The 13,228-nt window shown below is 69.3% G+C and carries 12 protein-coding genes and 1 riboswitch; of the genes, 5 read left to right on the forward strand and 7 right to left on the reverse strand.

Going from position 1 to position 13,228, the window contains the following annotated elements; all coding sequences use genetic code 11:
- Nucleotides 1–127 precede the first annotated feature (127 nt).
- Both ABLG96_RS14615 and ABLG96_RS14620 read left to right on the forward strand, forming a co-directional pair.
- Complete coding sequence (locus ABLG96_RS14615; protein WP_353648091.1) at nt 128–937, forward strand: hypothetical protein; 810 nt, start codon at nt 128–130, stop codon at nt 935–937.
- Complete coding sequence (locus ABLG96_RS14620; RefSeq protein WP_353648092.1) at nt 934–1,644, forward strand: hypothetical protein; 711 nt, start codon at nt 934–936, stop codon at nt 1,642–1,644. The genes ABLG96_RS14615 and ABLG96_RS14620 overlap by 4 nt, the downstream gene beginning before the upstream one ends.
- A 239-nt stretch (nt 1,645–1,883) precedes the next feature.
- Here ABLG96_RS14620 and gcvP read toward each other — a convergent pair whose 3' ends face one another.
- Nucleotides 1,884–4,832 carry an aminomethyl-transferring glycine dehydrogenase gene (gene gcvP, locus ABLG96_RS14625; RefSeq protein ID WP_353648093.1) on the reverse strand — a complete coding sequence of 983 codons (2,949 nt, stop codon included), beginning with the start codon at nt 4,830–4,832 and terminating at the stop codon, nt 1,884–1,886.
- Between the two features lie 188 nt (nt 4,833–5,020).
- Nucleotides 5,021–5,126: riboswitch (glycine riboswitch) on the reverse strand.
- A 229-nt stretch (nt 5,127–5,355) separates the two neighbouring features.
- On the opposite strand from gcvP, the gene ABLG96_RS14630 reads away from it, so the two are divergent.
- Nucleotides 5,356–5,763 (forward strand): SRPBCC family protein, encoded by a 408-nt coding sequence (locus ABLG96_RS14630; protein ID WP_353648094.1) that lies wholly within the window; start codon nt 5,356–5,358, stop codon nt 5,761–5,763.
- Between the two features lie 13 nt (nt 5,764–5,776).
- Here ABLG96_RS14630 and ABLG96_RS14635 read toward each other — a convergent pair whose 3' ends face one another.
- Together ABLG96_RS14635 and ABLG96_RS14640 are read right to left on the reverse strand one after the other, a co-directional pair.
- Nucleotides 5,777–6,592 (reverse strand): DUF1206 domain-containing protein, encoded by an 816-nt coding sequence (locus tag ABLG96_RS14635; RefSeq protein ID WP_353648095.1) that lies wholly within the window; start codon nt 6,590–6,592, stop codon nt 5,777–5,779.
- 143 nt (nt 6,593–6,735) lie between these two features.
- On the reverse strand, nt 6,736–7,998 hold the full coding sequence (locus ABLG96_RS14640; protein WP_353648096.1) for an aminotransferase class I/II-fold pyridoxal phosphate-dependent enzyme: 1,263 nt from the start codon (nt 7,996–7,998) through the stop codon (nt 6,736–6,738).
- A gap of 277 nt (nt 7,999–8,275) precedes the next feature.
- Here ABLG96_RS14640 and ABLG96_RS14645 point away from each other — a divergent pair, with 277 nt between their 5' ends.
- A complete protein-coding gene (locus ABLG96_RS14645; protein WP_353651520.1) occupies nt 8,276–9,283 on the forward strand; it encodes an adenosine deaminase in 1,008 nt (335 codons plus the stop codon).
- Nucleotides 9,284–9,361: 78 nt separating this feature from the next.
- Nucleotides 9,362–9,766 carry a DUF2568 domain-containing protein gene (locus ABLG96_RS14650; protein ID WP_353648097.1) on the forward strand — a complete coding sequence of 135 codons (405 nt, stop codon included), beginning with the start codon at nt 9,362–9,364 and terminating at the stop codon, nt 9,764–9,766.
- A 6-nt stretch (nt 9,767–9,772) separates the two neighbouring features.
- Here ABLG96_RS14650 and ABLG96_RS14655 read toward each other — a convergent pair whose 3' ends face one another.
- The 4 genes from ABLG96_RS14655 to ABLG96_RS14670 all read right to left on the reverse strand — a co-directional run bounded on the left by ABLG96_RS14655 (nt 9,773) and on the right by ABLG96_RS14670 (nt 13,208).
- A complete protein-coding gene (locus tag ABLG96_RS14655) occupies nt 9,773–11,143 on the reverse strand; it encodes an MFS transporter (RefSeq protein ID WP_353648098.1) in 1,371 nt (456 codons plus the stop codon).
- Nucleotides 11,140–11,604 (reverse strand): MarR family transcriptional regulator, encoded by a 465-nt coding sequence (locus ABLG96_RS14660; RefSeq protein ID WP_353648099.1) that lies wholly within the window; start codon nt 11,602–11,604, stop codon nt 11,140–11,142. Before ABLG96_RS14660 ends, ABLG96_RS14655 begins: the two co-directional genes overlap by 4 nt.
- A gap of 217 nt (nt 11,605–11,821) precedes the next feature.
- Entirely contained in the window at nt 11,822–12,373 is a 552-nt protein-coding gene (locus ABLG96_RS14665; protein ID WP_353648100.1) for a MerR family transcriptional regulator, read from the reverse strand.
- Between the two features lie 301 nt (nt 12,374–12,674).
- A complete protein-coding gene (locus ABLG96_RS14670) occupies nt 12,675–13,208 on the reverse strand; it encodes a bifunctional nuclease family protein (RefSeq protein ID WP_353648101.1) in 534 nt (177 codons plus the stop codon).
- Nucleotides 13,209–13,228: the final 20 nt, after the last annotated feature.

A 13,228-nucleotide genomic window follows, 5' to 3' on the forward strand; every position in this document is an offset into this window, starting at 1 on the left:
CCGATGCGCATCATCCCTCGTCGGTTCCTTTTCGCCGCCTGAAGGGGCGCGCTCGACGCCCGCGGGCCTGCCCGCACCTCGCGCGCCCGGTGGGGAACCGACGACGACGAGTTCCCGTCCGACGCCCATGATCCTGTCGGCCCAGCGCTCCGTCGTCGCCGTGACAGCGATCCTGCTGCTCACCGCCGCCTGCACCGCAGGTGATCCTGTCCGCCCGGTCACCGGGTCGGCGGCTGCAGAGACGAAGTCCGCCCCGGTGGCTGTCGATTTCCAGTACCAGGCCCAGGAAGTGGATGTGGCGTTCACCGCGCGGCCGGACGGAACCCTGTCGGTGGTCCAGAATGCCATCGTGGACGCCGGGCCCGGGGTGACGGGCACCGTGGCGGTGTACGTGAAGAAGAAGCTGCGCATCGCGGCCTCCGAAGATCCCGACGGCTGGTACTTCCTCGCGCCGACGGTCGGTGAGGTCGCCGCCCGAGACCTCACCGCGGCCGGTGACCTGCAGCAACTCCCTGCCGCGATCATCGACTCGAACGAGAGCTGGCAGATCGTCGCGGCCACCGACCGCGCCTTCGCTGCTGGGAGGCACCGGATCCAGTTGACTTACACCCTGGACGGACTGCTGACGACGACGAACGGGCGCCGCACGCTGATCGCCCCGCAGGGGGTCGTCGGCGGGGGCTGGTACTCCTCTCGCGGAACCGGCGACATCGCCCGGTTCACCGCCACCGGCGGCGCCGCGCTCAGCTGCGGGGACGAGGACCGGGGCAGCGCCGAGACGTCCTGCTCGACCAGTCCGGATGGGACGGTGTTCCGGATGTCCGACCTGGACAACGGCAGCACGACCTTCGCGGGCGCGAACGGCTACTTCTTCCTCCCGGACCCTCCCGGAGTCACAGCCACTCCGGTCGACCCGCAGTTCGAGGCTCGCTCATGATGCGTCGATCCGGTGGCGTTGCCGCAGCCCTGCTCGCCGCCGCCCTGGTCGGCGGTGGCCTCACTCCGGCAACCGATGTCATCGCCCAGCCCAATCCCTACGGCAACCGCATCCACCACGCGGTCGTCACGATCGACGACCGCGGTGGCTACCAGATCGCCGAGACGTTCGACCAGGTCCTGGTGCGGGCCTTCGACCTGTCGCTGGGCGGCTCCGTCCCGGACGGCGTGCGCCTTCCCGACGACAGCGCCGACGATCTGCCCGGCATCCTGCGGCCCGGATCCGGTCCCGTCGTCGCGGTCGTCGACGGGACTCCGACCGACCTCGAACCGGAGCGGAACGAGCATGCACTGGCGGTCGCAAACCGGGTCGAGGACGCGCCCGCCGGCGATCACCGTGCTCAGATCACCTGGACGCGGACCGCGGCCACCACCCTCGACGGACGGACCGCCATCACCTACGTCCAGCCGATCGGGCCCGGCGCAGTGGAGCTCAGCCGCACCTCCGGCACCATCGACGAGGTGCGCTGCGTGACGTATGCACCGCTCACGGAGCCGTGCGGTCGCCGTACTGCCGACGGCTGGCAGGTGTCGGCAGACGATCGGCCGGCCGCCCTCGGTGACGGCGATCCGCTGACGCTGCAGGTTCGCTGGCGACCGGGATCCGCCTCGGCCCGGATCGCTCCTCCGGTGATCGACCACCGCTGAGCTGCGACGCCACGCGGCCCGCGTCCCTCGCTACGGTCGCTCGATTCTCACTCGCTGTCGGCCTCCGTGCTGACGGGTCGGCCTCCGGCGCTCGCTCCGATCCTCCCGACCTGCGCTCGTCCCTCGCTACGGTCGCTCGATTCTCACTCGCTGTCGGCCTCGGTGCTGACGGGTCGGCCTCCGGCGCTCGCTCCGATCCTCCCGACCTGCGCTCGTCCCTCGCTACGGTCGCTCGATTCTCACTCGCTGTCGGCCTCCGCGTACGCCTCCGGACTGGGGCAGGAGCAGATCAGGTTGCGGTCGCCGTACGCCCCGTCGATGCGGCCCACCGGCGGGAAGTACTTGTGCGCCGCTTCGACGCCGGCCGGGAACACCGCCTCGGAGCGGGTGTACGGATGCGTCCAGTCCTGCGCCGCCAGCACGGCTGCGGTGTGCGGGGCGTTGCGCAGCGGGTTGTCGTCCGCCGGCCACTCCCCCGCTGCCACCCGGTCGACCTCGCCCTTGATGGCCACCATCGCGTCGCAGAACCGGTCGATCTCCAACAGGTCCTCCGACTCGGTCGGCTCCACCATCAGCGTGCCGGCCACCGGGAACGACATCGTCGGCGCATGGAATCCATAGTCCGCCAACCGCTTTGCGACATCATCGACCGTCACGCCGGTCGCCGCGGTCATCGGCCGCAGGTCCAGGATGCACTCGTGGGCCACGAAGCCACCCTTGCCGGTGTAGAGCACCGGGTAGTGCTCGTCCAGCCGGCGGGCGATGTAGTTGGCGGACGCCACCGCCGTCAGCGTCGCCCGCCGCAGGCCCGGCGCCCCCATCATCCGGATGTAGGCCCAGCTGATCGGCAGGATCGACGCACTCCCCCACGGAGCGGCCGAGATCGGACCGACCCCACCGTCCTCCGGCGAGGTCGCCCCGAGATCGGCCAGCGGGTGCGTCGGCACGAACGGCGCCAGGTGCTCGGCGACCGCGACCGGACCCACCCCGGGGCCGCCGCCACCGTGCGGGATGCAGAACGTCTTGTGCAGGTTGAGGTGTGAGACGTCGCCGCCGAAGACTCCCGGCCGAGCGATGCCGACCAGCGCGTTCAGGTTGGCACCGTCGACGTACACCTGACCGCCGGCCGCGTGCACCACCGCTGCCAGTTCGGTGATGGTGTCCTCGTAGACGCCGTGCGTGGAGGGGTAGGTGATCATGATCGCGGCGAGGTTCTCCGCGTGCACGGCGACCTTCGCCCGCAGGTCGTCCAGGTCGACGTTGCCCGCGGTGTCGGTGCCGACGACGACGACCTTCATCCCGGCCATCACCGCAGACGCGGCGTTCGTGCCGTGCGCGGACGCGGGGATCAGGCAGACCGTGCGGTGCTCGTCCCCCCGGCTGCGGTGGTACGCGCGGATCGCCAGCAGTCCGGCGAGCTCGCCCTGTGAACCGGCGTTCGGCTGCAGCGAAACCCGTGCGTAGCCGGTGATCTCGACCAGCCAGGCCTCCAGCTGGGCGATCAACTCGAGCATCCCGGCTGCATCCTCGATCGGCGCGAACGGGTGCAACCCGGCGAACTCCGGCCAGGTGACGGCCTGCATCTCGGTGGTCGCGTTGAGCTTCATGGTGCAGCTGCCCAGCGGGATCATCGATCGGTCCAGCGCCAGGTCGGAGTCCGAGAGCCGACGCAGGTAGCGCAGCATCGCGGTTTCGCTGCGGTGCGCGTGGAAGACGGGGTGGGTCAGGAAGTCGCTGGTCCGCGCGATGCCGTCCGGCTGGAGAGTCAGGGACGAGGTGAACGGCGCGGACGACTGGCCCCCGAAGGCAACGACCACCGCGTCGAGATCCGCGTCGGTGGTCGCCTCCGACACCGACACCTGGACGACATCGTCGCCGTCGCGCCAGAGGTTGATCCCACGATCCCTTGCCGCAGCGACGATCTCGGCCGCCCGGCTTGGAACCTGCAGCCGCAGGGTGTCGAAGTACGACCGGTGCTCGACCGTCGCGCCGGCCGCTTCCAGCCTGCCGGACAACATCGCGGTCTTGTCGTGGATCGTCGTCGCGATCGCCTTGAGACCTTCGGGCCCGTGGTAGACCGCGTACATCGACGCCATCACGGCGAGCAGCACCTGCGCGGTGCAGATGTTGCTGGTGGCCTTCTCGCGGCGGATGTGCTGCTCACGGGTCTGCAGTGCCAGCCGGTAGGCGGGGTTCGAATGCACGTCGTGGCTGACGCCGACCAGCCGGCCGGGCAGCTGACGCTGCACGTCGGAGCGGACGGCCATGAACCCGGCATGCGGACCGCCGAACCCCAGCGGCACGCCGAAACGTTGGGACGAACCGACCGCCACGTCGGCGCCGATCTCGCCCGGCGGACGGAACAGTGTCAGGGCGAGCAGATCGGTGGCGACTACGACCTTCGCCTCCCGTTCGTGCGCGGTGTTGATCAGCTCGGCGTGGTCGCGGATCGCTCCGGAGGCACCCGGGTAGCTCAGCAACAGACCGAAGAAGTCACCGACCGGAAGACCGTCACCCAGATCGGCGACCTCGATCGTGATGCCCAGCGGTTCCGCACGGGTGCGGATGACGGCGATCGTCTGCGGCAGCGTGTCGGCATCGATGACGAACTTCGTGCTCTTGGATCGGGCGGTGCGCTTGATGAGCGTCATCGCCTCGGCGGCTGCGGTGGCCTCGTCCAGCATCGAGGCGTTGGCGATGTCGAGACCGGTCAGGTCGGCGACCGCGGTCTGGAAGTTCAGCAGCGCCTCGAGTCGGCCCTGGCTGATCTCCGGCTGGTAGGGCGTGTAGGCGGTGTACCAGGCGGGGTTCTCGAGCACGTTCCGCTGGATGACGCCCGGCGTCAAGGTGTCGTGGTACCCCATCCCGATCATCTGGACCCGCACCGTGTTCTTGTCGGCCAGCGCCCGCAGCTCGGCCAGCGTCGCTGCCTCGGAAGCCGCCGGCGGCAGGGCCAGCTCGTCATCCATCCGGATCGCGGCCGGGATCGCCGCTGTCGCCAGCGTCTCCAGCGACTCGGTGTCCAGCAGGTCCAGGATCGTCCGGAGCCCTCGCGGGTCCGGCCCGATGTGCCGGTCGGCGAACGAGGTCGGGTCGATCGGAGCGTGCTCGCCGACCGGGAAGTGCCCGACCTCGGCGATCAGGTCGGACGATCGGGAGACAGTGTTCGGTGCGGAGGACTCCGGCATGACGGTCGCTTCCCGCCGGCGCGTGGGTCGGCAGCTCGAGAACCTGAACAACGCGCGCGGAGTAGGCCCGAGCTCGCCCTCCCCCTCTGTCATCGGTACCTGAGAGCTTCACCGCGCTGGCTCTTCCCAGCCCCGGTTTGCCCCGTCGGCGAGCGGCGGCCGAAGCCACAGCTGCTTTCCAGAGGTGTCTCGTCCTCGCGGTCGTGGTGGCCTGAGAGATTGGCGGGGAGGCACTTGCTCCTTCGGCGCCACCGCTGCATCACTGCAGGTCGGCGGCTCTCCCGCGAGGGGTCTGCGACGTGACCGATACTACCGCTTCCACCCCATCATCGCGGACGTGACGGTCGCTTCCACCCCACCATCGCGGACCTGACGGTCGCTTCCACCCCACCATCGCGGACCTGACGGTCGCTTCCACCCCACCATCGCGGACCTGACGGTCGCTTCGACCCCACCATCGCGGACCTGGCGGTCGCCGGCATCGACACTCGCGCGCTCCGACGCCATCACCTAGGGTCCGCGCATGGCCGACCACCTCGTGATCCGCAGCCGGCACGTGAGCACCGTCATCCGCGCGACACCGGCGCACGTGTACTCCTATGCTGCAGACCCGGACAACCTGCCCCGCTGGGCCGCAGGTCTGGCGCAGAGCGAAGTGCGCCGGGACGGCGACCTGCTGAGGGTCGAATCGCCGATGGGCACCGTCACCGTGCAGTTCGTGGAAACAAACGCACTGGGGGTGCTGGATCACACCGTCACGCTGCCGAACGGACCGTCCGTCCTCAACCCGATGCGGGTGGTCGAGCATCCGGACGGCGCTGAGATCATCTTCACCGTTCGGCAGATCCAGTTGACCGACGCGGAATTCGAACGCGACTGCTTGATCGTTGCCGCAGACCTCGAGCGGCTGGCGAATCTACTCGGGGGCTGACCCCCGCCGCCGTTCAGACCTTCGGGCGTCGCGCCCAGAAGAAGCAGAAGATGCCGAACGCGACGAAGCCGAGGGCCAGGATCGTCAGCAGGTAGGGCCCGACCGGAGCTGCGGCGACGGTGCTGAGCGCATCGTCCAGCCCGCCGGCCTTCTTGGGGTCGTAGGTGAGCGCTGCATACAGGAACAGTCCGCCCACGATCCCCAGCGCGACACCCTTGGCGATGTACCCGATCCGGCCGAGCTGGCGTCCGAGGGTCCCGGGATCACCCACGAGGTCTCGCAGGAACTTCTCCTTGACCCCCTTGACGATCTGGTTGACGCCGACGCCGATCACCACGGCACCCACCACGATCACCAACACCCGGCCCAGAGGCACCGACAGCAATTTCGCGGTGATCCCCTCCTCCTTCGAGCCGGAACCCTTTGAGCCGGACCCGACGGCAGTTCGGATCGCCGCCACCCCGAGTGTTGCGTACACCACTGCGCGCGCACCGGAGGAGATCCGTTTCACCACGCGCTTACGGCCCTCGAGCCCGGTGTGGCCGCGGATCGCCGCGAAGCCCTGCCACAGCACCAGCGCGAACAGACCGATCCCGAGCACCCACAGCAGGGGCGTCCCCAACGGGGTGGAGGCCAGCTGCTGGAGGGCGCCCTGCTGGTCGGCCTGCTGACCGCTCGCGCCGCCCCAGGCGACCTGCAGCGCGATCCAGCCGACCGTCAGGTGGATCAGCCCGAAGGCGATCAACCCGATCGTCACGCCCACCCTGGCCGCATCGGAATGCGCGGCCTTGTCTGCCGACGCACCGGCCTGTCGCGCTGCTTGCGTCATCCGTCCTCCTGAGACCGGTCGGGCCGATGGGCCCGACGCCGGAGCAGTTCCCCGGACTGGGCAGTACCAATCGCGAAATCGTGCCCCCGCGCCCGCACACCGGGTGCGAAACCCGGCACCGTAGGGCGATGGGACCGGGCAGGTCAGGCGCCGAGCTTCTCACAGGCCGCCAGCAACACGCAGGTGGCAACGCCGTCCATGGCCACCTCGACCTCGTTCAGCGGGGGCATCGTCGGGGCGAGCCGGATGTTGCGGTCCCGTGGGTCGTCGCCGTGCGGGAACGACGAGCCGGCCGGCGTCAACGCGATGCCGGCCTCCTTCGCCAGCTGCACTACCCGGGCGGCGGTCCCGTCGAGCACGTCGAGGTTGACGAAGTAGCCGCCGCTCGGGGTGTTCCACACGGCGACATCGTGCCCGCCCAGCCGCGAGCGCAACGCAGCGTCGACCGCGGCGAACTTCGGCGCGATGATCTGGCGGTGCTTGCGCATGTGGCTCCGCACTCCTTCGGCATCGACGAAGAACTGCGCGTGTCGCAGGTGGTTCACCTTGTCCGGGCCGATGGCACGCTTGCCGAGATGACCGGTGTACCAGTCGATCGTCGCGGTGGATCCACCGAGGAAGGCCACCCCGGCACCCGCATAGGTGATCTTCGAGGTGGAGGCGAACAGGACCGGCCGGTGCGGGTTCCCTGAAGCCTCCGCAAGCGACAGGATGTCCGCGCTCTTGGTCTCCTCGTCGGTCAGGTTGTGGAATGCATAAGCGTTGTCCCAGAAAATCTTGAAGTCGGGCGCGGCGGTCTGCATCGCGACCAGCTCGGCGGCCACCTCCTGCGAGCAGACAGCGCCGCTGGGGTTTGCATGGGTCGGCACGAGCCACATGCCCTTGACGGCCGGATCCTTCACCAGCTCACGGATCGCCGGCACGTCCGGCCCGTCATCGTGCATCGGCACGGTGACCATGGTGATCCCGTACTCCGCCAACAGGGCGAAGTGCCTGTCGTAACCCGGTACCGGACAGATGAAGGTGACATCTCCTGCGGCCCAGGGTGTCTGCGAGTCGACGGCGCCGTGCAGCAGGCAGTACTGCAGCACATCGGCCATCATCGTCAAGCTCGAGTTGCCGCCGGCCACCAGCTGCTCGACGCGGACCCCGAGCAGCTCGGCGAAGATCGCGCGCAGTTCGGGCAGGCCGGACAGCCCGCCGTAGTTCCGCACGTCGGTGCCGTCCGCCGCCTGGTGTCCCGCAGGCAGCGCGAGTAGGGCGTCCGACAGATCGAGCTGCGCGGACGACGGCTTGCCTCGCGTGAGATCCAGCTTCAGGCCCCTCGCCACGAGGGCGTCGTAGGCGACGCGCTGTTCGGCCGCGAACGCAGCCAGGTCTTCGGGCGCGAGACTGGAGAGGGCCACGACGGCTCACCTGTTCTGGTCGGCGGAGGTGCGGGTGCCCTCCGTCGGCCGGATCCCGGCGGCGGGCAGGCAGGCGGCAGTCCGTGCCGCAGCCGGATCCCATTGTTGCCGAGCCGCCGCACCGGCACTCCACCGGGCACCACCTCCCCGCGCGCGTCGCCGATGGTGCAGCAGAATGTCCTCCATGGACAGCCCGATCAGATCCGCCTCCACGGACCCCACCCCCGGCCCGGTGGTGCCGCACCCCGACCCGGCGCTGCAGACGTTCATCGACGGGATGCCGAAGGCCGAGTTGCACGTCCACCACGTGGGCTCGGCATCGCCCCGGATCGTCGCGGATCTGGCGGCCCGACATCCGGGCGGCCGGATTCCGTCCGATCCTGCGGCGCTGGCGCAGTTCTACACGTTCACCGATTTCGCCCACTTCATCGATCTCTACCTGGCGACGGTGGATCTGATCCGCACCCCCGAGGACGTCCGACTGCTCACCTACGAGGTGGCCAGGGACATGGCGGCACAACAGATCCGCTATGCCGAGTTGACCTGCACGCCGTACACCTCGGTGCTGGCCGGGGTACCGATCGAGGGCTACCTGGAGGCGATCGAGGACGCCAGGGTGAGCGCCGAACGCGACTTCGGCATCGTGCTGCGCTGGATCTTCGACATCCCGGGCGAGATCGGCGAGAACGCAGCCGTGGCGACCGCCGCCATCGCCGTCGAACGGGGGCCGGCAGCGCTGGTCGCGTTCGGCCTGGGTGGCCCGGAGATCGGTACCACCCGCCCCCTGTTTGCACCGGCTTTCGAGCGGGCCCGCGCCGCAGGTCTGCACTCCGTTCCGCACGCCGGTGAGACAACCGGGCCACGGACCATCTGGGATGCGCTGGAGTACCTCCGGGCCGAGCGCATCGGGCACGGCACGTCCGCCGCGCAGGATCCGGCGCTGCTGGAACACCTGGTGGCCCATGGCATCCCGCTCGAGGTGTGTCCGACGTCCAACATCGCCACCCGCGCCGTCGCCTCCTACGCGGAGCACCCGCTGCGCGCGTTCGTCGACGCCGGCGTCACGGTCACCATCAACTCCGACGATCCGCCGATGTTCGGCACCACGTTGAGTCGCGAGTACGGGATCGCTGCCGCGCTGCTCGACCTGGACGAGCGTGGGATTGCCGCACTGGCGAAGAACGCCGTGGACGCGTCCTTCCTGGACGTCCCCGGAAAGCGCACGCTCCTCGCGGAGATCGATGCGTACACAGCAGCCGCGCTCGGGGAGCGACCGGCCATCTGAAACGGTCTCGTCGCTCGCCGTCAGACGAACGAGAGCAATGCTCTTGCATTTTCCGAGAGCACTGCTCACACTTGATCCATGACCCCCTCTGCTGCAGCCACGTCCGCCGCCGCTCGCCGGAACTCCGGCGCACTCGAGACCCCGCTCGATTGGATCGCCGGCACGGGTGCCTTCGCTGTCGAGATCGCACTGGGGATCACCTGGGGCGTCGTCGGTCACCGGCTCGGCAGCAGGATCGTCGGCCCGGTCGGGGGCTGGATCGGTGTGGTGATCGCCGTCGTCGCCCTGGTCGCCGTGTGGTCCAGGTGGATGTCGCCGGATGCGGACCACCGGCTGGGTCTGGCGGGGCGCCTCGTCCTGGGGTGCGGGCTGATCCTGCTCGCCGCGGCAGCTGCGTGGCTCACCGGTTCGACGACCTGGGCCCTCATCCTGGGCGTCGGCGGCATTGCCGTCACCGTGGCTGCCCAAGCACTGCTGGACTGAGAAGTCTCAGGCGGCGCGCGGCTCGACCACCAGGTGGCGATGCCCAGGACGCGGGTCGACGCTCACCGTCAGGCCGGCCTGACGGGCGGCGAGGGCCGCACACCCGATGCTGGCCAGCAGACAGACCGAGCCGGAGATGATCAGCGCGATCGGCGCGCCCCAGTGCTCGGTGATCCAGCCGACGATCAGCGATCCGATCGGGGTCGATCCCATCAGCACCAGGAAGTAGAGGCTCATCACCCGGCCGCGGAGCATCGGATCGGTCGCCAGCTGCACCGACGAGTTGCCCAGGCTGTTGAAGCTGACCCCGGCCATCCCGGTGAGCGCCAGCAGCACGCAGAACAGCGGCAACCACGGGGTCAGGCCCAGCAGGACCAGCATCCCGGCGAAGACGGCAGCGATGGCGAACAGCAGCCGCAGGGTTGCCGTCGAGCGACGGGCGGCCAGCAGCGCCCCGCCCAACGAACCCAGGGCCATCACGGAGTTGAGAAAGCCGTACAGACCGGCGCCGCCGTGGAAGACGTTGCCGACGTAGGCCGTGAGGATGATCGCGAAATTGAACCCGAACGTCCCGATGAAGAAGACCAGCGCGATCGTCCAGACCAGGTGCGGGCGGTCCTTGACGTAGCGGAGCGCCTCCCGCAGCTGACCCTTGCCACGAGCGGCGCGGGGCGATGCCTGCAGCTCCGACGTGCGCATCATGAGCAACCCGGTGATGACGGCGAGGAACGACACCGCGTTGAACGCGAACGCCCAGCCCGGCCCGATCCAGGCGATCAGCAGGCCGGCGATCGCCGGGCCGGTGAGCCGCGCGAGCTGGAAGTTGCCGGTGTTCAGCGAGACCGCGTTGCGCATCAGCGAGGCCGGGACCATGACGCCGACGAAGCTCTGCCGGGCCGGATTGTCGATCACCGTCGCCAGCCCCAGCCCGAGGGCGATCAGGTAGATGGCGCCCACCGTGATCGACCCGGTCAGCGTGAGCACCGCCAGCGTGGTTGCCAGGGCCGCGAGGATGCACTGGGAGATCAGCAGCAGCCGACGCTGTGGGAAACGGTCCGCGAGCAACCCACCGAACAGGCCGAGGAACAGCATGGGACCGAACTGCAGCGCCGTGGTGATACCGACCGCGAAGGACGAACCGGTGAGCGAGAAGACCAGCCAGTCCTGGGCGATCCGCTGCATCCAGGTGCCGTTGTTCGAGATCAATCCGCCGAGGAAGTACAGCCGGTAGTTGCGCACCCGGAGGGAGGCGAACAGCGTGATCCTGGCGACTTCGGGCGTGGGCGCAGCCGCGGGATGATCGCCGGGGACCGCCTCGACAGCGGGCTCCAGGGCCGCGGTGGGCGCGGTGTCAGCGGGTCGAGAGGGCGTGCTCACGGCAGGTCCGCCAGCTTCTCCAGGGCGTCGACTGCGCGGCCGAGCGCCGTGCGCTCGGCCGCGGACAACGCGTCGATGTGTTCGGACAGCCACCGGGTGCGCTGCTCGCGGGTCCGTTCGATGAACTCGGTCCCCTGCGCGGTGATGCTCAACAGTTGCTGACGGCCGTCGTCCGGATGCGGGCGGCGGCCGATGAAGCCGAGCTGCTCGATGCGCTCCAGCACCTTGGTCATGGACGGGGGCTGCACGTGCTCCGCCTTCGCCAATCGCCCCGGGGTGTTCGCCTCGCCCCGCAGGATCCGCCCCAGCACGCTCATCTCGGTGGCCGACAGCGTGTCGCCGGACGCCTGCTGACGCAACCGCCGTGCCAGCACCAGCACGGCCCGCCGGATGCGGGCGACATCGTCATCCGATCTGGTCAGTTCGGTGGCACGCGACGGGACGGTGCGGGATGTGCTCATGGCTTTCATGCTAACTCGTTAGTGCGCCTAACGAACTTTTAATCGCTGTTCCACCCGGTCTCCGTCCGGCGCAAGCTGCCGACCCGCCGGGTACGACCGTCGGCCTCCATGGAGACGACACACCTCAGACATGACACCACCGCCGGGCCGGGGCCCAGCGGTGGTGTCGATGGAGACGTCGGCGCCAGGGCGCGGACGTTCGAGGAGCGGTGTTGGATCAGCCGGCGCTACGGGCCTGCCTGCGGGCGGCGAGCTCGTCCGAGCCTCGCTGCTCGGCCGCCACGACGGTGTCGCCGTCGAGTCGCTCGGCCGGGAACTCGGCAAGTGTGCCGGTGATCTCGCGCATCGAACCGCCGACAGCGATCCCGAAGACGCCCTGCCCGCCCTGCAGCAGATCGACGATCTCTTCGGGCGAGGTGCACTCGTACACGGTGGTGCCGTCGGAGAAGAGGGTGACTCCTGCGAGGTCTTCGACGCCGCGCTTGCGCAGGTGCTCGACCGCCACCCGGATGTTCTGGAGCGAGACACCGGTGTCGAGCAGCCGTTTGACCACCTTGAGAACCAGGATGTCCTTGAAGGAGTAGAGCCGCTGCGACCCGGAGCCGGACGCGCTGCGAATGGTGGGCACCACCAGAGAAGTCCGCGCCCAGTAGTCCAGCTGGCGGTAGGTGATCCCCGCGGCTTGCCAGGCGGTGGCCCCGCGGTACCCGGTGTACTCGTCCGGAACTGCATCGTTCGGGAACAGCGCACCCTGCTGACTCTCGCGCATCGCGCTGCCTCTCTGCGGCACTTCGGACTCCGCGGCACCTCTGGCGTACCGGGACTGAATGGACTGGCACTGATCGGGACTCGCACTGAACGGGACTCGCACTGGACGGGACTGGCACTCAGACGCCTGACAGTCGACGACTGTCACCGACGACCGGCGCCGATGAATGACACGCTGGTGATCACACGCGTGTGACTTGTCTCGACGGTAGGCCGGTGGCTGCCCCGGGTCAACGATCCGACCGGCGTGTCCTCGACCTTGACTTGAGGCTTAGGGTCGCCGTCGCGCCGGCGACGCCGGCTCAGGATTGCTCGGGTCCGAAGTCCTCGGGTGAGACGGAGTCCAGGAACTCGCGGAAGGCCTGTACTTCCTCGTCCGGGTCGACGCCCGGCTCCGCGTCGGCCTCGAAGATGACCTCGGTGCCCTCGTCGTCCGGATCCTCGTCCTCCAACACGATGCCGGCCTCGTCGAGCAGTTCCTCCGAGACCAACACCGGGCAGTCCAACCGCACCGCGAGCGCCACGGCATCCGAGGGCCGCGCGGAGACCGCCGTGCCGTCGTCGAATGCGAGCTCCCCGTAGAAGGTGCCGTCCCGGAAGTCGACGACCCGCACCTCCTGCAGCGCCCGCCCGAGCGCGAGGATCACCTGCCCGAGCAGATCGTGGGTGAGCGGCCGGGGCGGACGCATGCCCTGCAGGTGCATGGCGATGGCCGTGGCCTCCGAGCTGCCGATCGCGATGGGCAGGCTCCGGGGTCCATCCTTCTCGCTGAGCACCAGGATCGGCTGCCGGGAAGGGATTTCGACGCGGACGCCGACGACCCGCATCTCGATCATGTTCCCTCCCGAGGGTGCCG

The organism is Nakamurella sp. A5-74 (assembly GCF_040438885.1).
Taxonomy (GTDB): Bacteria; Actinomycetota; Actinomycetes; order Mycobacteriales; family Nakamurellaceae; genus Nakamurella.

Coding starts and splice junctions, on each gene's coding strand:
- ABLG96_RS14615 (WP_353648091.1), top strand. CDS start 128: ATGATCCTGTCGGCCCAGCGCTCCGTCGTCGCCGTGACAGCGATCCTG.
- ABLG96_RS14620 (WP_353648092.1), top strand. CDS start 934: ATGATGCGTCGATCCGGTGGCGTTGCCGCAGCCCTGCTCGCCGCCGCC.
- gcvP (WP_353648093.1), bottom strand. CDS start 4,832: ATGCCGGAGTCCTCCGCACCGAACACTGTCTCCCGATCGTCCGACCTG.
- ABLG96_RS14630 (WP_353648094.1), top strand. CDS start 5,356: ATGGCCGACCACCTCGTGATCCGCAGCCGGCACGTGAGCACCGTCATC.
- ABLG96_RS14635 (WP_353648095.1), bottom strand. CDS start 6,592: ATGACGCAAGCAGCGCGACAGGCCGGTGCGTCGGCAGACAAGGCCGCG.
- ABLG96_RS14645 (WP_353651520.1), top strand. CDS start 8,276: ATGCCGAAGGCCGAGTTGCACGTCCACCACGTGGGCTCGGCATCGCCC.
- ABLG96_RS14650 (WP_353648097.1), top strand. CDS start 9,362: ATGACCCCCTCTGCTGCAGCCACGTCCGCCGCCGCTCGCCGGAACTCC.
- ABLG96_RS14660 (WP_353648099.1), bottom strand. CDS start 11,604: ATGAGCACATCCCGCACCGTCCCGTCGCGTGCCACCGAACTGACCAGA.
- ABLG96_RS14665 (WP_353648100.1), bottom strand. CDS start 12,373: ATGCGCGAGAGTCAGCAGGGTGCGCTGTTCCCGAACGATGCAGTTCCG.
- ABLG96_RS14670 (WP_353648101.1), bottom strand. CDS start 13,208: ATGATCGAGATGCGGGTCGTCGGCGTCCGCGTCGAAATCCCTTCCCGG.